At 66.1% G+C, this 19167-nt stretch carries 16 protein-coding genes; 10 read left to right on the forward strand and 6 right to left on the reverse strand.

Features of this window, described 5'->3' with window-relative positions; genetic code table 11:
* The first annotated feature begins 47 nt into the window (after window positions 1-47).
* The gene (locus JWP90_RS10650) at window positions 48-1256 is read left to right on the forward strand and encodes an MFS transporter (RefSeq protein ID WP_297363666.1); all 1209 of its coding nucleotides are present in this window, start codon (window positions 48-50) and stop codon (window positions 1254-1256) included.
* A 292-nt stretch (window positions 1257-1548) separates the two neighbouring features.
* On the opposite strand, the gene JWP90_RS10655 is transcribed toward JWP90_RS10650, so the two are convergent.
* The 5 genes from JWP90_RS10655 to JWP90_RS10675 all read right to left on the reverse strand — a co-directional run bounded on the left by JWP90_RS10655 (window position 1549) and on the right by JWP90_RS10675 (window position 6961).
* Window positions 1549-2232: an SDR family NAD(P)-dependent oxidoreductase gene (locus JWP90_RS10655; RefSeq protein WP_297363669.1), complete on the reverse strand. Its 684-nt coding sequence runs from the start codon at window positions 2230-2232 to the stop codon at window positions 1549-1551.
* Window positions 2225-3640 (reverse strand): DUF6421 family protein, encoded by a 1416-nt coding sequence (locus JWP90_RS10660; protein WP_297363672.1) that lies wholly within the window; start codon window positions 3638-3640, stop codon window positions 2225-2227. Before JWP90_RS10660 ends, JWP90_RS10655 begins: the two co-directional genes overlap by 8 nt.
* A gap of 378 nt (window positions 3641-4018) precedes the next feature.
* Window positions 4019-4933 carry an ABC transporter permease gene (locus JWP90_RS10665; RefSeq protein WP_297363675.1) on the reverse strand — a complete coding sequence of 305 codons (915 nt, stop codon included), beginning with the start codon at window positions 4931-4933 and terminating at the stop codon, window positions 4019-4021.
* A 59-nt stretch (window positions 4934-4992) separates the two neighbouring features.
* Window positions 4993-6036, reverse strand: a complete 1044-nt coding sequence (locus JWP90_RS10670) for an aliphatic sulfonate ABC transporter substrate-binding protein (protein WP_297363678.1) — start codon at window positions 6034-6036, stop codon at window positions 4993-4995.
* A 40-nt stretch (window positions 6037-6076) separates the two neighbouring features.
* Window positions 6077-6961 (reverse strand): ABC transporter ATP-binding protein, encoded by an 885-nt coding sequence (locus tag JWP90_RS10675; protein ID WP_297363681.1) that lies wholly within the window; start codon window positions 6959-6961, stop codon window positions 6077-6079.
* A 134-nt stretch (window positions 6962-7095) separates the two neighbouring features.
* On the opposite strand from JWP90_RS10675, the gene JWP90_RS10680 reads away from it, so the two are divergent.
* Together JWP90_RS10680 and JWP90_RS10685 are read left to right on the forward strand one after the other, a co-directional pair.
* Window positions 7096-8112, forward strand: a complete 1017-nt coding sequence (locus JWP90_RS10680) for a magnesium and cobalt transport protein CorA (RefSeq protein WP_297363684.1) — start codon at window positions 7096-7098, stop codon at window positions 8110-8112.
* Complete coding sequence (locus tag JWP90_RS10685; RefSeq protein ID WP_297363687.1) at window positions 8103-9521, forward strand: deoxyribodipyrimidine photo-lyase; 1419 nt, start codon at window positions 8103-8105, stop codon at window positions 9519-9521. The genes JWP90_RS10680 and JWP90_RS10685 overlap by 10 nt, the downstream gene beginning before the upstream one ends.
* A 201-nt stretch (window positions 9522-9722) precedes the next feature.
* Here the strand turns inward: JWP90_RS10685 and JWP90_RS10690 are convergent, their stop codons facing one another.
* Window positions 9723-10541, reverse strand: coding sequence for an alpha/beta fold hydrolase (locus tag JWP90_RS10690; protein WP_297363690.1), 819 nt, complete (start codon window positions 10539-10541; stop codon window positions 9723-9725).
* 88 nt (window positions 10542-10629) lie between these two features.
* Here JWP90_RS10690 and JWP90_RS10695 point away from each other — a divergent pair, with 88 nt between their 5' ends.
* From JWP90_RS10695 to JWP90_RS10725, 7 genes are all read left to right on the forward strand, one after another.
* Window positions 10630-11550 (forward strand): AEC family transporter, encoded by a 921-nt coding sequence (locus JWP90_RS10695; RefSeq protein WP_297363693.1) that lies wholly within the window; start codon window positions 10630-10632, stop codon window positions 11548-11550.
* Window positions 11551-11746: 196 nt separating this feature from the next.
* On the forward strand, window positions 11747-12796 hold the full coding sequence (locus tag JWP90_RS10700; RefSeq protein ID WP_297363696.1) for a LacI family DNA-binding transcriptional regulator: 1050 nt from the start codon (window positions 11747-11749) through the stop codon (window positions 12794-12796).
* Between the two features lie 11 nt (window positions 12797-12807).
* A complete protein-coding gene (locus JWP90_RS10705) occupies window positions 12808-14100 on the forward strand; it encodes a sugar ABC transporter substrate-binding protein (protein ID WP_297363700.1) in 1293 nt (430 codons plus the stop codon).
* A gap of 3 nt (window positions 14101-14103) precedes the next feature.
* The gene (locus tag JWP90_RS10710; protein WP_297363703.1) at window positions 14104-15069 is read left to right on the forward strand and encodes a carbohydrate ABC transporter permease; all 966 of its coding nucleotides are present in this window, start codon (window positions 14104-14106) and stop codon (window positions 15067-15069) included.
* Complete coding sequence (locus tag JWP90_RS10715) at window positions 15069-15932, forward strand: carbohydrate ABC transporter permease (protein WP_297363706.1); 864 nt, start codon at window positions 15069-15071, stop codon at window positions 15930-15932. Before JWP90_RS10710 ends, JWP90_RS10715 begins: the two co-directional genes overlap by 1 nt.
* Before the next feature lie 2 nt (window positions 15933-15934).
* Complete coding sequence (locus JWP90_RS10720) at window positions 15935-17005, forward strand: glycosidase (protein WP_297363709.1); 1071 nt, start codon at window positions 15935-15937, stop codon at window positions 17003-17005.
* A 38-nt stretch (window positions 17006-17043) separates the two neighbouring features.
* Complete coding sequence (locus JWP90_RS10725; protein WP_297363711.1) at window positions 17044-19059, forward strand: hypothetical protein; 2016 nt, start codon at window positions 17044-17046, stop codon at window positions 19057-19059.
* The last annotated feature ends 108 nt before the right edge of the window (window positions 19060-19167 follow it).

A 19167-nucleotide genomic window follows, 5' to 3' on the forward strand; every position in this document is an offset into this window, starting at 1 on the left:
GGCGCAGGGTCTGCGCCGCATGGGGGAGCCGGGCATACGCTGGGCTGGTGTCTCCCATCACCCCCATCCGCCGCGCGCTCTCCGCCGGGCCACGACGGACGCGACTGCCGCGCGACGTCGTGGTGCTCGGCGTCATCGCCTTTTTCGTGATGGTCGGATTCGGTGTGGTCGTGCCCGTTCTGCCTGTGTACGTGCGCAGTTTCGGCGTCGGCTACCTCGAGGTCGGTGCCGTCGTGTCAGCGTTCGCGCTCATGCGGTTCGTCGCCAGCCCGTTCTGCGGGCGACTGATCGACTGGCTGGGTGAGCGGGCTCTGCTCGCGATCGGTATCGGAATCGTCGCGGTGTCGAGTGCGCTTGTGGGGTTCGCCGGCAGTTATGTCGAGGTACTGCTGTTGCGCGGCGCCGGCGGAATCGGGTCGGCGATGTTCTCGGTCTCGGCGATGACCCTGCTTCTGCGGTCGACACCTGCTTCTTCCCGCGGTCGCTCGGTGAGTTTCTACCACGGCGGTTTCCTGCTCGGCGGGATGGCTGGCCCGGCGATCGGTGGCGTCCTGGCATCCGTGTCGCTGACCGCGCCGTTTTTCTTCTATGCGGGAACGCTCGCTGTCGCCGGTCTTGTCGGCCTCCTCCTGCTGCAACGGAAATCCGTGGACGTCGAGGACACCGCCGCTGGGCCGGTGGTCTCGTTGCGCACGGTGCTGCGCGATCCGCGGTTCCGGGCGGCCTGCCTGGCCAACTTCGCCAACGGGTGGACCTCGCTCGGCGTGCGGAGCGCCCTGATCCCCGTGCTCGTCGTGGACGTGCTTGACGGGACGGCGGCGTGGACCGGTGTGGCGTTCGCGATCGCCGCGGTCGTGCAGACGATCACGCTCGGCCCCGCCGGCCGGTTCGTGGACACGGTCGGCCGCCGGCCGGCGATTTTTGGCGCTTATCTTGTGGCGGCCGGCACGATCCTCGCCATCTCGATCGCGCCGAACTTCGCGGTGCTCACGGTTCTGCTCTGCGTCTACGGTGTCGCAGCGGCATTCATGGGAACCGCCCCGGCGGCTGCTGTCGGCGACGCCACCGCAGGGGCTCGGGGTGGGCGTCCCGTCGCCCTGTTCTCCATGGCGAGTGACCTCGGTGCGATCGCAGGGCCGCTCGTCGCCGGCTGGCTCGTCGATGTGGCATCTTTCCCGGCCGCGCTCGGTGTGGCGGCCGTGTTTCTCATGATCGCGGCCCTGTCGGCGCTGCGGATGCCGCGCGAGCGTGCGTGACAGCGCCGCCTGGCGATCGGCCGGCAGGCCCGTGTTCCCAACTTCGGAGATTTCAGAGTGAAGGGGGATCTTCGGTCGGTTACGAGCTGATAGGGCGAAAATCTCCGAAGTTGCAAACAGTTCGACCGTGTCGGGCAGCTGGACGTCCATGCAGAGGACGTCTGGCGGGAGTTCCGCGGGTCAACGCTTCGGCGCCGGTGGCCGCCTCCCCGAGATGTTGCCGATCAGTAGCTTTGGCACATGCCGTTCACCGCCGGCGATGAAGGTGCCGGCATCCGTCGTGAGGCGGACGTCACGTCGCATCGGGGTCGGCGGCCAGCGGAAGCCGCGACAAAGGCTCCGACGCCCCGTCAGCACCCCACAGGGCCGTCACCCCGGCCGCCAGCCGCGACTCCAGCCCGTCGAGCGCCCGCACCACGAAGATGGTGGCGGATGCGGTCGGGGCCGATTTCTCGAAACCGTTCGCGATCGCGCGCACCCACGTCTCCGCCGCAGCCTTGGCGGCGGCATAGTTGGCACCGCCCGGCATCGGTTTATCCAGCGTCGTGGTGGAGACGATGGCGAGCCGGCCGGCATCAGATGCGTGCAGGTCCTCGACGAAGACGCGAGTGGTGTTGCGAAGCGTTGTGAACACGCGGGAATGAAGGAACTCCCAGTCCTCGTCCGTCTGGCCGGCAAAGCCACCGCCGCCGCGCCACCCGCCGACGAGGTGGATCAGCCCGTCGATCCGCCCGTGTTCCGCGTGGATGCGCTCACGCAACCCGATCACATCGTCGAACCGGGCGAGGTCGCAGACGTAGCCGATGGCATCCGGGACCTCAGCCGTTACCACGCGCAACCGTTCGGCGTTCGAGCCGACAGCGATCACGCGGGCGCCGTGAGCGGCGAGGTCACGGCCCACGGCGATGCCCGCAGCGCTGGTCGCGCCGGCGAGAAGCACGGTGCGACCAGCGACGGCCGGAGCGGGGTCAGTCACGACCGGTGATCCCCGCGGTGGACTCGATCACGTCGCGCAACTTCTTCGAGAGTGCCTCGTAGAACATGCTGAGCGGGAATTCGTCATCCATGACCAGATCGGTGTGCCCCTTCGGAGCACCGGTGAGGACGTCGTCGGCCAGGCCACGCGCCCACGCCGAAGCGGGGTGAGGCTCGACCGTGCCAGAGACGAGTTCGTAGGCAGCGAGCCAGTGAGAAACCTTCGGCCGGTCGATGGATCGCCAGTACAGCTCGTCGATCGCGTTGCCGAGAGCGACGACGACGTCAGGCACCTCAGCCCAGTCGATCGTCAGTGCCGTGTCGGTCCAGTGCAGAACGTGGTGCTGGTGCAGCCAGGCGAACAGCAGCTGGCCGCCGAGTCCGTCGTAGTTGCGCACCCGGCTTCCGGTCAGCGCGAACCGGAAGATCCGGTCGAAGATGACCGCGTACTGCACAAGTTTCGCATGGGCGAGGATTTCGGTCTCAACGTCGGTGAGCTCCGCAGGGCTCTGCGCCGACAGGGTGCGTTCGAGTTTGACCGATTCCCGGAACGCCGTGAGGTCGCACCTCAGTTCCTCCAGGGAGTAGAGGAAGAACGGCATCCGCTGCTTGATCATGAACGGGTCGAACGGGAGGTCACCACGCATGTGCGTGCGGTCGTGGATCAGGTCCCACATGACGAAGGTTTCCTCGGCCAGCTCCTGGCTCTCGAGAAGAGCCTGCGCTTCGGCCGGCAACTCGAGCTTCGTGATCTCAGCGGCCGCTTCCACCACCCGGCGGAAACGTGCGGCCTCACGGTCGGCGAAGATCGCACCCCAGGTGAACGTCGGGATGGCGCGCATGGAGACCGTCTCAGGGAACAGAACCGCTGAGTTGGTGTCGTACCCTGGAGTGAAATCGAGGAACCGGATCGGCACGAACAGCTTGTTCGAGTAGTCCCCGGCCTCCAGGTGCGCGATGAACTCCGGCCACACGACCTCGATCAGCACGGCTTCGACGAGTCGGTCGGTGGATCCGTTCTGCGTGTACATCGGGAACAGCACCAGGTGGGTGCGCCCGTCGGCGCGGTGTTCCTGCGGCTGGAACGCCATCAGCGAGTCGTAGAAGTCCGGAACGCCGAACCCGTCCCGTGCCCAGCGCTCGACATCGACGATGACAGCGTTGAGATAAGCGGCATCCCAGGGGAACAGCGGCGCCAGGTCGCGCACCGCACCGACAATCATCGCGACGTGCTCGCGTGCCATGCCGTGGGCATCCGGGTCCGGGATCGAACCGTCCTTGACCTGCAACGGGCGGATGCCGACGGCTGCGGCCTTGAGACGGAGCCAGGCCGGGTGGGTGCGGAGGGCACATGCGTCCTCGAGCACCTCGGGCTCGCCAACGATCACGTGTGCGTGAGATTCAGACATAACAACCCTCCCGGCATCGATTCGAACAGTGTGAATCGAGCGTAGCCGGGGAGGGTCAGGCGTTTCTTTGACTCTTACGAAGGTTGGCTGCGCCTTTTGCGCAGGTCACGCAGGTTAACTGCGCGGGCCCGGAGCGCGGTCGGTTCGGCGCGGTTCTTCCAGACAGGGCCGGGAGAGTACGGCGAAGGTGACGTGTTTCCCGGAGTCGGGGCGACTGAGTTCCTCGATCAACCTCTCCGGTCGGTACAGCTGGCGACCCACGAGTCTGCGCTGGTTCACCCGATGCGGACCAGTACACGCGGTACGCCGGGTGTTTTCGTCCGGGACGGGTGACGTCGCGCGTGAAGCGACGGGTGCCGCGGGTCAGCGCCAGCGCGGTCAGCTCCAGCGTTTGTTCACCCAGCGTTCGAACAGCCCGACAAGAGAATCGGTGAGCTTGCCGAGCAGGGCGAGCAGCACGATGGCCAGGAAGATGCGGTCGAGCCGGCCGTTGTTCTGCGAATCGCTGAGCAGGAACCCCAGCCCCATGGACGCGCCCAGCAACTCGGCGGCGACGAGGAACAACCACGCCTGGGCGAGGGCGAGGCGCAGGCCGGAGACCACGGAGGGCAGGACGGCAGGCAGCTGCACCGTGGTGAAGAGCCGGGCGCCGTTGAGGCCGAAGGCTCGCCCTGCCTCAACGAGCTGACGGTCGACGTGCCGCAGCGCGGCCGAGACGGTCGTGTAGACCGGGAAGAACGCACCGATGGCGATGAGGGTGATCTTCGATTCCTCGCCGTACTTCAGCCAGATAATGAGGAGCGGCACCCAGGCGAGGGAGGGCACAGCGCGGATGGCGCCGAGGCTGGGGGCGAGCAGGATGTCACCCAGTCGCGACAGTCCGACGACGGCGCCGAACAGCAGGCCGAGGACGGCGCCGATGCTGAACCCGATCAGGACCCGTTGGGTGGAGATGGCGGTGTACTGCCCCAGCTGGCCGCGCTGAATCAGGTCGATCGCTGCATCCCACACCATGACCGGCGATGGGAGCTGAGAAACGGGCACGAGTTCGAGTGTGGTGACCAGCTGCCAGACGACGAGCACGATCGCGGGCACAAGCGCGCCGCCGCCGATGATGAACCAGCTGCGCCGGGTGAGCGGCACCCGGCCTGCTGCACTGTCGGCAGCACGGTCGGCCGCGTCGGATCGAGCGGCCACCTCGGCGCGCGGGTCCACCGCGACGGGAAGGCCGGGGTAACCGCCCGCGGATGCCTGCACCCGTTCGTTCGTCGTCAGGTTGTCGTTGGAGCTCATGCTCGGTCCTCTTGCAGTGGGGTGGCGGGGGATCCGGAAGCCGGACCCCCGCCGGGCGACTAGCCGATCGCGTCGGCGTCGGCCTTCTTCGCGAATGTGTCGTTGATGATGGTGTCGAGCGCCTCATCGACGGCGTCCTGCGACTGGACGTCACCGGTCTCGACGAAGATCGGGCCGATGATCGCGAGGACATCGCGCTGTGCGCTGCCCGGGATCGGGTCGACGTCGAGGTTTGAACGCTCGGTGATCACGTTGGTGGCGACCTCGAGGTCCAGAGCTGCGACATCCGCCAGGATCTGCGCCGTCTCCTCAGGGTTCTCCGCTGCCCATGCTCGAGCGTGCTCGTAGGCGTTCACGACCGTCTGCGCGAGGTCCGGCTTCTCCTTGATGAAGGTTTCAGTGGCGTTGAGAAACCCGTAGCTGTTGAAGTCGACGTTGCGGTAGATCAGCTTCGCGCCGGCCTTCTCGGCGCCGGCCATGATCGGGTCGAGCCCGGACCAAGCATCGACGGAACCGTTCTGAAGCGCGGCCCAGCCGTCGGCGTGCTGGAGGTTCTCGATCGTCACGTCGTCCTGGCTCAGGCCGGCCTCTTCAAGCGCCTGCAGCAGGAAGAAGTACGGGTCGGTTCCCTTGGTCGCGGCGATCTTCTTGCCCTTGAGCTCGGCGACGTCCGTGATGGCGGAGTTCGGTCCGACGACGAGAGCGGACCATTCGGGTTGCGAGTACAGGTCGATCACCTGGATCGGCGAGCCGTTGGCGCGGGCGAGCAATGCAGCCGAACCAGCGGTCGACCCGACGTCGACGGCGTTGGCGCGGAGGGCCTCGTTAGCCTTGTTCGAGCCGGCCGACTGGATCCAGTTGACCGTCACGTCCTGCTCTGCGAGGGCCTCTTCGAGCCACCCCTTCTCCTTGAGGACGAGCGAGAGCGGGTTGTATGTGGCGAAATCGATGTTGAGCTCGCCGCCGGTGGTGACGATCTCACCGGCGGAGTCGGTCTTCGACTCCGATGATCCGGCGGAGTTCTCCCCGGCGACGCAACCGGTCAGGAGGAGGGCGGCAGCGCCGGCGACGAGCGCCGCGGCTGAGATGCGTTTGCGAATCATGGAAATCCTTCTGCTGGGTGCTGGGTGCTTCGTGCCGGGGTCAGTACGGGAAGTGCGGGATCGCGGTGGTCGACTCGACGCCTCTGGCCTGCCCGTGACGGTCGATGCCGAGGCCATCGAGGAGGCGGCCTCGCAGCTCGGCGAGTTCCGCCGAACCCCGGTCCCGGGGACGTGCGCCCGGCACCACGACCTCCTGGGCGATGGTCGAACCGTCGACCCCGCTCTGCCGACCGAGCAGGATGATCCGGTCGGCGAGCTGGAGGGCCTCGTCGACGTCATGCGTCACGAGGAGAACCGTTGTCGGGGCGGCGGCGTGCACGTCGAGGAGGAGGTCCTGCATCTTGAGACGGGTGAGGGCGTCGAGGGCTCCGAACGGTTCGTCGAGGAGCAGGACGCCCGGGTTGCGGGCAAGTGCACGAGCGAGGGATGCCCGCTGCGCCATCCCGCCGGAGATCTCACGGGGCCGGTGGCCGGCGAAGTCTCCGAGGCCCACGAGATCGATCAACCGTGCGACCCGCGCGGCGCCGTCGGATTTGGAGGTACCACGCGGCAGACCGAGCGCGACGTTCTCGGTGATGCTCCGCCAGGGGAGAAGCCGAGGCTCCTGGAACCCCACGGCCGTCCGGGAGTCGAAGCCGACGACGGGGGAACCGTCGATGAGGACCCGCCCGGCCGATGCGGAGTCCAGGCCACCCGCGATCCGCAGAAGCGTCGACTTTCCGCAGCCGCTCGTGCCGAGGATCGCCAGCACCTCTCCGGGCTTCACGGTGATCGACACATCCCGGAGGACGGTTCGGGATGCACCGCGTTCACTGGGGAAGGACCGGCCGACGGACGCGAACTCGACCGAGTATGCGGCATCCGTCGACCCGGATGCAGCAGAGGCGCTGCCGGGAAGAACCGGTGCGGCGCTGTGAGGGGGCATACGGAACTTCCGAAGGAGGATGGAGCGGAGCGGGTAGACCAACGGTACTGACGCGCTTGCGCAGGTGCCCACCGAGCCGAAACACTGTGTAACACTTGCGGGCACGAGCACATCCAGCCGGAGAGGAGCAGGGCATGGTCGTCGTCGACAATGCGGTGTACGTCCGCGGACAACGCGTGGCCAGCCCGCCGAGCCTCGACGACACCTACGAGGTCCTGCACGAGAAACACGGCATGGCGTGGATCGGGCTGTACCGCCCGGATGAGGCGGAACTGCACTCGGTGGCCGCGGAATTCGGCCTGCACACGCTCATGATCGAGGACGCACTCCGCGGTCACCAGCGGCCGAAGATGGAACGGTACGGCGACACCCTCCTGGCCGTGTTCAAAGCTGCCCGCTACCTCGACACCGAGGAACGCGTCGAGTTCGGTGAGGTCCACATCATCCTCGGTCCCGACTTCGCGATCACCGTACGGCATTCCGAGACGCCGAACATCGGTGCGATCCGGAAGCGGCTGGAGGCTAACGCGAACCTGCTGGCGCGCGGACCGGAGGCGGTGCTCTATGCCGTGATCGACGAGATCGTCGACGGCTACGCACCGGTTCTCGCCGGGCTCCAGAACGACATCGACGAAATCGATGACGCCCTGTTCACCGAGGGCAAGGAATCGTCGAAACGCATCTACGCCCTCAGCCGCGAGGTGATCGAATTCCAGCGGGCGACGAAACCGCTCATCGGAGTGTTCGACGCGCTCACCGCCGGTTTCGAGAAGTACGACGTCGACGTCGAACTCCGCCGCCACCTCCGAGACGTCCACGACCACGTGCTCCGGGTGATCGAACGAGCGGATGCTTTCCGTGCGGTCCTTCAGAACGCCCTCACGGTGAACAGTGCTCTCGTCGGGCAGCGCCAGAACGAGGAGACCAGGAGGTTGTCCGAGGCGAGCTACGCGCAGAGCGAGCAGGTCAAGAAGATTTCGAGTTGGGCGGCGATCCTCTTCGCCCCGACGCTCATCGGAACCATCTACGGGATGAACTTCCGCCACATGCCCGAACTGGACTGGCCGCTCGGATATCCGTTGGCATTGCTCCTCATGGCGGGGATGAGTGCCGTGCTCTATGTCGTGTTCAGGAAGAACAAATGGCTGTGACACCGTCCGTCGTCTGGTTCCGCGACGACCTGAGGCTTGACGACAACCCGGCACTCTGCGCGGCGATCCGCCGCGACGGACCCGTCGTTGCCGTGTACGTGCTGGATGAGGAGTCCGCTGGTTTCCGTCCGTACGGTGGGGCCGCGAAATGGTGGCTTCATAACAGTCTTGTGTCGCTCGCCAAGGGGCTGGACGAACGTGGCGCTGAACTCGTCCTGCGCCGCGGACCCGCCGAGCAGGTCCTCCCGTTGGTTGTGGCGGAGACCGGCGCTGGCGCGGTGTTCTGGAATCGGCGTTACGGGGCCGCTGAGCGTGCGGTCGACGCCCGGTTGAAGACGGCGCTCCGCGACGTCGACGTCGACGTCGCAAGTTTCGCCGCCACGCTTCTCTACGAGCCGTGGGCCATCGCGAACGGTCAGGGGGCGCCATACTCGGTATTCACACCGTTCTGGCGGGCCTGCCAGGCGGCCCCGCCGCCCCGCGCTCCGTTCGATTCCCCGGCTGCGATCGATGGGTGGGTCGGGCAGGTGGCAACCGACAACCTCGACGGATGGCGGTTACTGCCGACAAAACCGGACTGGGCAGGCGGCTTCCGCGAATCGTGGGAGCCTGGTGAGGCATCCGCCCACCGCCTGCTCGAGCAATTCCTGTCAGACAAGCTCGACGACTACGCCGATGAACGCGACATCCCCGGGCAGTCGGCGACGTCAGGGCTGTCACCGCACCTGCGCTGGGGGGAGATCAGCCCCTACCGGGTGCTGCACGAGACCGAGGAAGCGCGGCGTGGCGCCACCGGCCGGAGGGCGGAAGGCGCCACACGGTTCGTCACCGAACTGGGCTGGCGCGAGTTCGCCTCGCACGTGCTCTTCGCCACCCCGGATCTCGCCACCGTCAACTGGCGGCGTGAGTTCGACGCGTTCCCGTGGCCGCCGCTGAACGAGGATGCCCTTCGTGCGTGGCAGCGCGGGCGAACCGGCATCCCGATCGTCGACGCCGGCATGCGGGAACTGTGGCGCACCGGCGCGATGCACAACCGGGTGCGTATGATCGTCGCTTCGTTCCTCATCAAGAACCTTCTCATCGACTGGCGACACGGTGAGCAATGGTTCTGGGACACCCTCGTCGACGCCGACGCGGCCAATAATGCGTTCAACTGGCAGTGGATCGCTGGTTCGGGCGCGGATGCCGCCCCCTATTTCCGCATCTTCAACCCCGAGTTGCAGGCGAAGAAGTTCGACCCGCACGGCGAGTACATCCGGCAGAACGTTCCCGAGTGGGGAACCGATGCCTATCCACAGCCGATCGTCGACCTCGCAGAGACCCGCAAGGCAGCGCTCGCCGCGTACGACGTGGTGACCCGCGCGAAGCGGGCATCCGGCGAGACTCAGGACGCTGACGCGGCGGTGTAGTGGGTAGGCGCGCACAACGAGCCGCCGTCAGCCCGAACGAAGACGTCTGTCGTCCACTCGTCGGCGTCGAACCGGTGGCCTCGATAGTGCGCGGTATCGGTGATGCGGGCCGTGCGGATGGCGGTATCTCCGAGGAGACGCACTCGGGTGGGCCCGACTCTTCCTCCACCGAACCTGAAGGCGGCGAGGGCACGTCCATGATCAAAGCCCGTGCTCGGCCAGCCACGGTGAGAGGAGAGCGAGGAACTGGTCCGGATGCTCCACGCTCGGCAGATGAGCGGTGTTCGGAAAGACGTGCCGGCAGGCGCCGGGGATCGTTGCGGCAAGGTACTCGAACTGCACGAGCGCCGGGGTGATGTCGAACTCGCCGACCGTGACAAGGGCCGGGATGTCCAGGTCGACCACCCGGTCGTACGCCGGCGGTTCGAGTTCGTCCGCAGCAGCCTCCACTCCGGGTCGATGGTGCAGGTTGGCACGGCCGAGCTCGTAGGCGAATCGGACGAATTCGGGGTTCAGATCCTCTTCGCTCCTGAGCGGACCGATTGCCCACAGTCTCGTCTCCAGGTCGACCATCCTGCCGAAATCCCGGTCCTCCCAGGCCCGGTCGAGTTCGGAGCAGAGCGCTTCCTCCTGGTCGGTGAGTTCCACCTCGGGGAACCCGCCGGGGCCGGATCCGATGGTGACGAGACCGGCAACGCGGTCCGGCGTCTCCACGGCGACGTCGAGGGCGATGCGGCCGCCGAGCGACGCCCCGACGAAGGTCGCCCGGGCGATGCCGAGATGGTCGAGGATGGCGCGGGCGTCGTCACGGTTGGAGAACCCGGATGCCTCGCAGTCGGTTCGCCCGAAGCCGCGGCAGTCGTAGCGGAGAACGTAGTGTTCCGCAGCCAGGGTTTCGATGAGCGGGTCCCACATCCGCCCGGTCGCGATGCCTGCGTGCAGGAGGAGGAGTGGTTCGCCTGAGGCGTGGCCGGCTGTCTCGTAGAAAAGCCGGGCTCCCGGCACGTCGACGTGGGGCATTCTTCGAGGGTAGCGGCGCATCCGCGACGCAGCTAGGGCAGAGCGGATTCTGGTCGGAGCGCCGCGCCGTGCATGACAGGATTGACCCGTGTCTGGCGTCCTCACGGGTTTCGGCGTCATCGGCGCCATCATTGCGATCGGTTATATCGTCGGCCGGCTCGACCTCCTCGGGCGGCACGGGCAACCGGTGATCGCGAGGACCGTCTTCTTCGTCCTCTCGCCGTTCCTGCTCTTCACCGTGCTCGCTGACGCCGAGGTCGAGCGGTTGTTCTCCCCGCTCCTCGTGGTTTCCCTTCTCGCTGCGGTGGCCGCGTTCGCGGTGTTCCTCGTCGTCGCCGCCGTGTTCTGGCGCCGAAAACTGCCTGAGGCGACCATCGGAGCATTGTCCTCCGGATATGTGAACGCCAACAACATCGGCATTCCTGTCTCGGTCTACGTGCTCGGTGATGCCGCGTACTCGGCACCCGTCGTGCTTCTCCAGCTGCTCTTCTTCGCTCCCATCGCGCTGACGCTTCTCGATATCGGAACCGGCGGGAAGGCATCCGTCGGTCGCATCCTCAGCCAGCCGTTCCGTAATCCGATCATCATCGGATCGCTGCTCGGGCTGCTCGTGTCGGTCACGGGGCTCGAGATCCCGGATCCGGTGCTGGAACCGTTCCGGTTGATCGGGGCTGCAGCGCTTCCGATGATGCTGATCAGTTACGGGATGTCGCTGTACGGTACGAAGATCCTCGAGCCCGGTGGCAGCAGGCGCGACATCATGCTGGCAACGACGATCAAGCTTGCGGTCATGCCGGTCGCGGCCTGGCTGATCGGGCAATACGGCTTCGGTATCACCGGCCAGGAGCTCTTCGCCATCGTCGTGCTTGCCGGCCTTCCCACGGCGCAGAACGTCTTCAATTACGCCCAGCGCTACGACCGCGGAGTGTTGCTTGCCCGCGACACGATCCTGCTGACGACGGTCGGCTCGGTCGGGGTCCTTCTCGTGGTGTCGTTCCTGCTGCACTGACCCGTACTGCTTCGGGTACGGGATCACTCAGTCCGGACGGGTACACGCGTTCCGCCGGGGGTGAATTCGTCCGGACCGGGTGAAACGGTGCGAGCGCCGCCTCCCGCCCGAATCGAACGCCGCTCTTGACCGCGAAACTAAACCGGTATAGCTTGACCCTAAACCGGTTAAGTTCCGATCTCAGTGCGGAGGCGACATGGCTCAACGTAAGCCGACGATCACCGATGTCGCGCGCACGGCCGGCGTCAGCAAAGGCCTCGTCTCCTTCGCCCTCAACGACAAGCCAGGCGTCTCGCCCGAAACCCGTAAGCGGATCCTCGACATCGCCGGGGACCTCGGCTGGCGTCCCAGCCTCTCCGCCCGTTCGCTGTCGACGAGTACGTCATACGCGCTCGGTCTTGTCATCCGCCGCAAAGCTGAGGTGATCAGTGCCGACCCGTTCTTCCCCGCATTCATCGCCGGCGTCGAATCCGTCCTCGCGGAGGAAGGTCGTGCCCTCGTCCTCAGCGTCGTCCCGGATGCCGCAGCCGAACTGCGCAGTTACCGCACCCTCGCCGGCGACAACCGGGTCGACGGTGTGTTCCTCACAGACCTCCGCAACGCCGATGAGCGCTTCGGTCTGCTCGCCGAACTCGGCCTGCCGGCCGTCGCCCTCGGCCGCCCAGACCCTGCCGTGCCCTTCCCTTCCGTGCAGCTTGATGACACTCGCGGCATCGCCGAGGCGGTCGCCCACCTCGCAAGCCTCGGGCACTCACGCATTGCACATGTCGCGGGCGACCCGCACATGATGCACGGCGGTCGTCGCCGCAGCTCCTTCGACGACGCGATGCGCGATGCGGGACTCGACCCCGCTCTCGTCGTTGAAACCGACTTCTCCGCCTCCAGCGGGGCGGATGCCACCCGGCGGCTTCTCGACGACGTTCGGCCTCCGACCGCGATCGTCTACGCCAACGACCCGATGGCCATCGCCGGGCTTGGGGTGGCGCAGCAACGCGGACTTCGCGTCCCGCATGACCTGTCGATCACCGGCTTCGACGGAACCGACATCTCCGGCTATGTCTACCCGGCCCTCACCACGATCACGAGCGACCCCGTCGAATGGGGCAGGGTCGCCGCTCGCTCCCTGCTCGAACTTGTCGCCTCTGGTTCGGTCGACAGCGTCGAGCTTCCCCCCGCCTCGCTCCTCATCCGAGCATCCACCGGCCCAGCACCATCCCACCGCGGCTCCGATGCCGCACACAGTTAAGGAGAAAACCCGTGCAACGACGCACTCTCATCTCGGCGACAGCCACAGCGGCCGCCGCTCTCCTCGCGCTCACCGCGTGCTCGGGAGGAGGCGCAGCCGACTCGGATGCCCTCACCTCCCGTGGCGACATCACCATCTGGTATTCCAACAACGAGCAGGAAGTCGCCTGGGCCAAGGCCATGGTCGACGCCTGGAACGCTGAGAACCCCGAGGAGCAGATCAAAGCCCAGGAGATTCCGGCCGGTGACTCGAGTGAAGAAGTCATCGGAGCCGCGATCACCGCCGGCACCGCGCCCTGCCTCGTCTTCAACACCGCGCCATCCGCCGTCGGCCAGTTCCAGAAGCAGGGCGGTCTCGTCGACCTCGCCTCCTTCGAAGACGGAACGGCATACATCGAAGAACGCAGCGGGGAGTCTGCGGAGCAATATCGTGCGCCCGAAGGTGGTTACTTCCAGATGCCGTGGAAGTCGAACCCGGTGATGATCTTCTACAACAAGGACAAGTTCACTCAGGCCGGTCTTGATCCGGAGAACCCGGCGCTGTCGACCTACGACGACTTCCTCGCCACGTCGAAGACCCTCGTCGAATCGGGGGCGGCGCAGTTCGCCATCAACCCGTCTCCGACGAGCCAGTTCTTCCAGGTCGGCTTCGACTTCCTCCCGCTGTTTGCGGCTGAAAGCGGAGGCAAGGGGCTCGTCGAAGACGGTAAAGCGACGTTCGCCGGCGAAGAGGGGCTCGCCGTCGGCGAATTCTGGAAGTCGCTCTACGATCAGGGCTTCTCTGGTCGCGAGGAAGTCCAGGGAGACGCCTTCGCCGACGGCGTATCGGCGATGTCGATCGTCGGCCCATGGGCCATCTCCGTTTACGGCGACAGCATCAACTGGGGTTCGGTGCCCGTGCCCACGAGCAGTGGCATCGCTCCGGAGGAGACCTACACCTTCAGCGACGCCAAGAATGTCGGCCTCTACTCGGCCTGCAAGAACCAGGCGACAGCCTGGGACGTGCTCAAGTTCGCAACGAGCGAGGAGCAGGACGGTCAGCTGCTCGAGCTGACCGGACAGATGCCGCTCCGGGCGAACCTTCCTGACACGTACCCGGACTACTTCGAAGCGAACCCTGCTTACACGCAGTTCGGCGACCAGGCATCCCGCACCGTCGAGGTGCCTGCAGGAAGTAACACCGTCGAGATGATGCAGGACCTCCGTGACGCATACACCAAGGCTGTCATCTCGGGTGAGGGCGACCTCGAAGAAGCTCTGAAGGGGGCTGCCGAGAAGGTCGACGCTCTGGCCGAAGAGGGATGAGCCATGTCATCCGAAACGCTCGGCCGGTCTCCGGGGGTTGCCAGCCCCCGAGGACCGGCCGGGGCGGGATCGCGCAAGCGACCCGTAGTTCAACGCGTCTTCGGTAAGAACCCGCTCGGCGCACTTCTCAGCACGCCGTACCTGATCTTCCTGGCCGTGGTCTTCGCGTACCCGCTCGTCTTTGCGTTCTACATGTCGCTCCACGACTACTTCTTCTCTGCACCGGGGGCCGTCGTCGATCGTCCGTTCATCGGGATCGACAATTACGTCGCGGCGCTCACCGACCCGCAGGTTCTCCAGTCCTTCCGTAACGTCGGTGTGTTCCTCATCATCAACGTGCCGCTCACGGTAATTTTGGCGATTGTCCTCGCCACAGCGCTCAACCGTGTCGTGCACTTCCGCGCGTTCCTGCGGGTCAGCTTTTATGTGCCGTACGTCACGGCGAGCGTGGCCGTTGTCGCCGTGTGGCTGTTCATGTTCAGTGGCAACGGGCTTATCAACAACGTCATCGGCCCGCTGGCGCCGGACCCGTCGTGGCTGATCAACCCGACCCTGGCCATGCCGACCATCGCCCTGTACGTCACCTGGAAACAGCTGGGCTTCTTCATCCTGCTCTACCTCGCTGCTCTCCAGAATGTGCCGAATGAACTGTATGAGTCGGCGTCGACCGACGGGGCAGGTCCGATCCGGTCCTTCTTCTCGGTGACGGTCCCTGGCGTGAGACCGGCGACAGCGCTCGTGCTCATGCTGGCCACCATCACCGGAGCGAACCTGTTCACCGAGCCGTATCTCCTCACCGGGGGCGGCGGGCCGAACGGGGCGTCTAGCTCCCCGGTCTTCGTCATGTACCAGGAGGGCCTGCAGCAGGGTAAACCCGGCTTCGCCGCTGCGATCGGCGTCGTGCTGGTCATCATCGTCCTCACCATCGCCCTGCTTGAAAACCGGTTCGCCGGTGGAAAGGAAGAATGATGTCTGCGCAACGCCGCGTTCCAGGACAGCTCAGCCGCGGACAGGCGATCCTTCGAGGGGTCGTACTCGGCCTGGGTGCGCTGGTCTTCCTCTTCCCGTTCTACTACATGGTGATCGGTTCGCTGCAGAGGTTCCCGGACACCTCGCTCGGGGGGATCTTCCCGAATCCGGCGAACATCACCGGTGCGAACTACGTCGCGATCAACGAGCGGATCAACCTGTTCTCCGGTCTGATCAACTCCGGCATCTTCGCCGGCGGCGTCGTCCTCGGCACCGTCCTGTTCGGCATGGTCACCGGCTATGCGCTTGCGGTGCTGAAATGGCGCGGGCGCGGTGCGACATTCGCTCTCGCGCTGCTGGTGCAGACCATTCCCTTTCAGCTGCTCATGATCCCGCTCTACGTGATGATCGCGCGCGACTACGGCCTCGGCGACACTCACCTGGGCATGATCCTGCCGTACCTCATCAACTCGACCGCTGTGGTCATCTTCCGCCAGTACTTCCTGCAGATTCCGAAGGAACTGTTCGACGCCGCGAGGATCGACGGCGCAAGTGAACTGCGTGTGCTCTGGCAGGTGGCGATCCCGCTTGTGCGTCCAGCGCTGGTCACGGTCATCCTGATCACCTTCATCGGCCCGTGGAACGAATTCCTCTGGCCGTTTCTCATCACAAAGGAAGCCAGCCTGCAACCGCTCGCTGTCTCGCTCGCCAACTACATCTCCACCATCGCCGCATCCACGACCAACCCGTTCGGCGCGATGCTGGCCGGAGCCGTCGTGCTCGCCGCGCCGGTCGTCCTTCTGTTCATCTATTTCCAGCGTTTCTTCGTCTCCACGGACATCGGCTCCGGGGTGAAAGGTTGACCATGTCAGTCCAGTCCACTCGTTTTCCATACAAGCTCACCCGGGTCGGTGTCGTCATGACGCCAGAACCAGGGAACGAGCTTGAGGCTGAGGGGGTCCTCAACCCCGGATCGGGCCGTGGCCCCGATGGTGAGTTGTATCTCCTGCCGCGCATGGTCGAAGCCGGGAACGTCTCCCGCGTCGGTCTGGCCCGGGTCGTCATCGAGGACGGGATCCCGGTCTCGGTCGAGCGCGAGGGCGTTGTTCTCGCACCGGACCGCGGCTGGGAACGCGGTGTCGGCAACGCGGGCGTCGAAGATCCCCGCATCACCTGGATCGAGGACCTCGGACTTCACGTGATGACCTACGTCGCCTACGGACCCCTCGGGCCACGCAGCGCGATAGCTACCTCTCCGGATCTCCGCGAGTGGACCCGGCTCGGCCCGGTTCTCTACGAGTACGACGACGACCTCGACATGGATCTCAACCTTTTCCACAACAAGGACACGGTGTTCTTCCCCGAGGCCGTCACCGGCCCGGACGGTGTGCGGAGCTTCGCGGTGCTTCACCGGCCGATGTGGGACCTCGACGAGGTCAAGCCAGGGCAGGGCATCCGGGTCCCTGCCGGTATCACCGACGACCGGCAAAGCATCTGGATCAGCTTCGTCCACGTCGATGACGTCGCCCGCGACATCCGCTCCCTGACGTCTTGGCGCGGCCACCGATTCCTCGCCGGACCGGCTTTCCCGTTCGAAGCGGTCAAGATCGGGGGCGGCCCAGCCCCCCTCCGCGTACCCGAGGGGTGGCTCCTGCTGCATCACGGGGTCACCGGGGTTCTCGCCCGCGCTTTCGACCAGCAGCAGAATGTGAATTACGCCGCCGGCGGAATGATCCTCGACGCTGAGCAGCCATGGAAAGTCGTCGCCCGGACGGAGGAACCGCTGCTTGCCGCCGAGACAGCCGATGAGAAAAGCGGGATCGTGCCGAACGTCGTCTTCCCAACAGCGATCGAGAAGATTGGCGATGCGCACTTTGTTTTCTATGGGATGGCAGACTCGAAGATCGGTGCTGCCCGCCTGGAGGGCGTAAGCTGACGATCACTCACGGCACCGGCGCTTGAGAGGAGCGGCACATGCTTGCAGGAACACGCCACCGGATCACGGCGGTCCTCACTGCAGCCCTCCTCACGGTTGGAACAGTGGCTATGGCCGCTCCGGCAGCCGCAGCCCCCGAACCGCTCACGAACGTCGCCCACCTGGACTTCCTCCTCGATGAGGTCGCTCCGGCGGAGACCGCCGAGCACACGACGTATCGGCTGGCCGAAGAACCCGCGCTCGTCATGCCGTGGACATACGCCGACGCTCGCGACGGCGAGACCTTCGAGCGCATCGGCGGGGGAGAGTTCGACCCGGAAACCGGATACTACGGCCAGGGTGCGTTCAACGCCGACGATGTGACCCGCGCCGCGGTCGTCTATCTGCGCCACTGGCAGCAGTCCGGGGATGCCGCGTCGCAGCAGAAGGCCTATGAGCTGCTTCGCTCCGTCGCATATCTGCAGACGGCCACGGGGCAGAACGCCGGCAATGTCGTGTTGTGGATGCAGGACGACGGAACGCTGAACCCCAGCGCAGAACCGGTCGAGCTCCCCGATCCGTCCGACTCCGCCGAGAGCTACTGGCTGGCCCGCACTCTCTGGGCGCTCGGCGAAGGCTACGCGGCGTTCCGCGACGTCGATGCCGACTTCGCCGCCTTCCTCCAGGACCGGTTGCAGCTCAGCGTGGCCGCCGTCGACCGTCAGGTGCTCGATGCCTACGGCGAGTACCTCGTCGTCGACGGTGTGGAACTGCCCGCGTGGCTGATCACCAACGGGGCGGACGCCAGCGCCGAGGCGGTGCTCGGTCTTGCCGCTTATTCGGACGCCGCTCCCGAGGATGCCGCCGTCCGTGACGCCCTGTCCAAACTGGCCGAGGGCATCGCCAGGATGGGCGCGGGTGACGCTCAGGACTGGCCGTACGGTGCAATCCTGCCCTGGGCCGAGTCCCGCTCGATCTGGCATGCATGGGGTACGCAGATGCCTGCGGCTCTCGCCGCGGCATCCGCGACTCTCAGCAAGCCGGAGTTGCTGGCACCGGCCATCGCCGACTCCGCCGTCTTCGACCCGGTCCTGCTGACCGCGGGCGGGCCTGATAACGCCTGGCTGCCAACCCCGATCGACAAGACGCAGATCGCTTACGGGGTGGACTCCCGGTTGCAGTCTCTCCTGGCCGTGGCCGATGTGGCAGGGCTTCCCGGGCTGAAGGAACTGGCTTCCGTGTTCGGCAGCTGGTATTTCGGCACGAACGCCTCCGGCGAGGCGATCTACAACCCTGATACCGGGGTGACCTACGACGGAGTCGCCGCGGACGGAACCATCAACCGGAACAGCGGGGCCGAGAGCACCATTCACGGCCTGTTGTCGATGCTCGCACTCGACGCGCATCCGGATGTCGCCGAGCGGGCGGCCGGCCTCACCACCGTGGAATCCCGGTCAGGACTCACCGTCGTCGAGGCGGAGGCGACGACCACGACGACGGGTTCCGTCGTTACGCCGGCCTCGACGTGGACCGGTGAATCGCAGTACTCAGGTACCGGCTACCTCGAACTGAACCGACGGGAAACTGCCAGCTTCTCCTTGCCGACATCCTCGAGTGCCTGGCTTATCGAGCCGGTGGTCTACTCGGCTGAGAACGGAAAGGCACGATCCCTCTGGCGCGGTGGCGTCCTCCCACTGGGCGTGCTCAAGCACGGCGTCGGTGACCAGGGCGTGACCGCTGTGCCAGGGGCTCTGTTGCCGCAGTCGCTGCGGATCGGCATCCCCGCATCGCAGTCCACCGTGTCGGTGACCGCGCTGACAGGCACGGTGGCTCTCGACGCGCTGATCCTGCGGCCGGTGATCGGCCGGCTCGTCTTCTCGGGCCCGGTTGGCAGTACCGAGCTCGCGCACTCGTCGAGTGCGCTCCCGCAGCGGGTCGCGATGAACGAAGGCGGCAGCACCGGCACGCTGCGCAGTTACGATTCCGGTGGCAGGCTCGTCGCCTCGTACACGATCGCGGGGCCCGCGCACGTCACGATCAGGCCCGGCGGATTCGCCGTCGTCACCAGCGGCTAGATCCACCAGGGCCCGCGATCGGTGCCGCCAGGTTATTCGGCGCCGAGGTCAGTTTCATGCACCGCCAACAGTTCGGTGAGTGCCGCACCGGCGCCGTCGCCATCGGCG

It is taken from the genome of Mycetocola sp. (assembly GCF_025464835.1).
GTDB lineage: Bacteria > Actinomycetota > Actinomycetes > Actinomycetales > Microbacteriaceae > Mycetocola_A.

Excerpts from the sequence above, each read along its gene's own strand:
- JWP90_RS10725 (WP_297363711.1), top strand. The coding sequence starts at position 17,044 with ATGCTTGCAGGAACACGCCACCGGATCACGGCGGTCCTCACTGCAGCC.
- JWP90_RS10715 (WP_297363706.1), top strand. The coding sequence starts at position 15,069 with ATGTCTGCGCAACGCCGCGTTCCAGGACAGCTCAGCCGCGGACAGGCG.
- JWP90_RS10710 (WP_297363703.1), top strand. The coding sequence starts at position 14,104 with ATGTCATCCGAAACGCTCGGCCGGTCTCCGGGGGTTGCCAGCCCCCGA.
- JWP90_RS10680 (WP_297363684.1), top strand. The coding sequence starts at position 7,096 with ATGGTCGTCGTCGACAATGCGGTGTACGTCCGCGGACAACGCGTGGCC.
- JWP90_RS10690 (WP_297363690.1), bottom strand. The coding sequence starts at position 10,541 with ATGCCCCACGTCGACGTGCCGGGAGCCCGGCTTTTCTACGAGACAGCC.
- JWP90_RS10675 (WP_297363681.1), bottom strand. The coding sequence starts at position 6,961 with ATGCCCCCTCACAGCGCCGCACCGGTTCTTCCCGGCAGCGCCTCTGCT.
- JWP90_RS10670 (WP_297363678.1), bottom strand. The coding sequence starts at position 6,036 with ATGATTCGCAAACGCATCTCAGCCGCGGCGCTCGTCGCCGGCGCTGCC.
- JWP90_RS10685 (WP_297363687.1), top strand. The coding sequence starts at position 8,103 with ATGGCTGTGACACCGTCCGTCGTCTGGTTCCGCGACGACCTGAGGCTT.
- JWP90_RS10700 (WP_297363696.1), top strand. The coding sequence starts at position 11,747 with ATGGCTCAACGTAAGCCGACGATCACCGATGTCGCGCGCACGGCCGGC.
- JWP90_RS10660 (WP_297363672.1), bottom strand. The coding sequence starts at position 3,640 with ATGTCTGAATCTCACGCACACGTGATCGTTGGCGAGCCCGAGGTGCTC.
- JWP90_RS10720 (WP_297363709.1), top strand. The coding sequence starts at position 15,935 with ATGTCAGTCCAGTCCACTCGTTTTCCATACAAGCTCACCCGGGTCGGT.
- JWP90_RS10665 (WP_297363675.1), bottom strand. The coding sequence starts at position 4,933 with ATGAGCTCCAACGACAACCTGACGACGAACGAACGGGTGCAGGCATCC.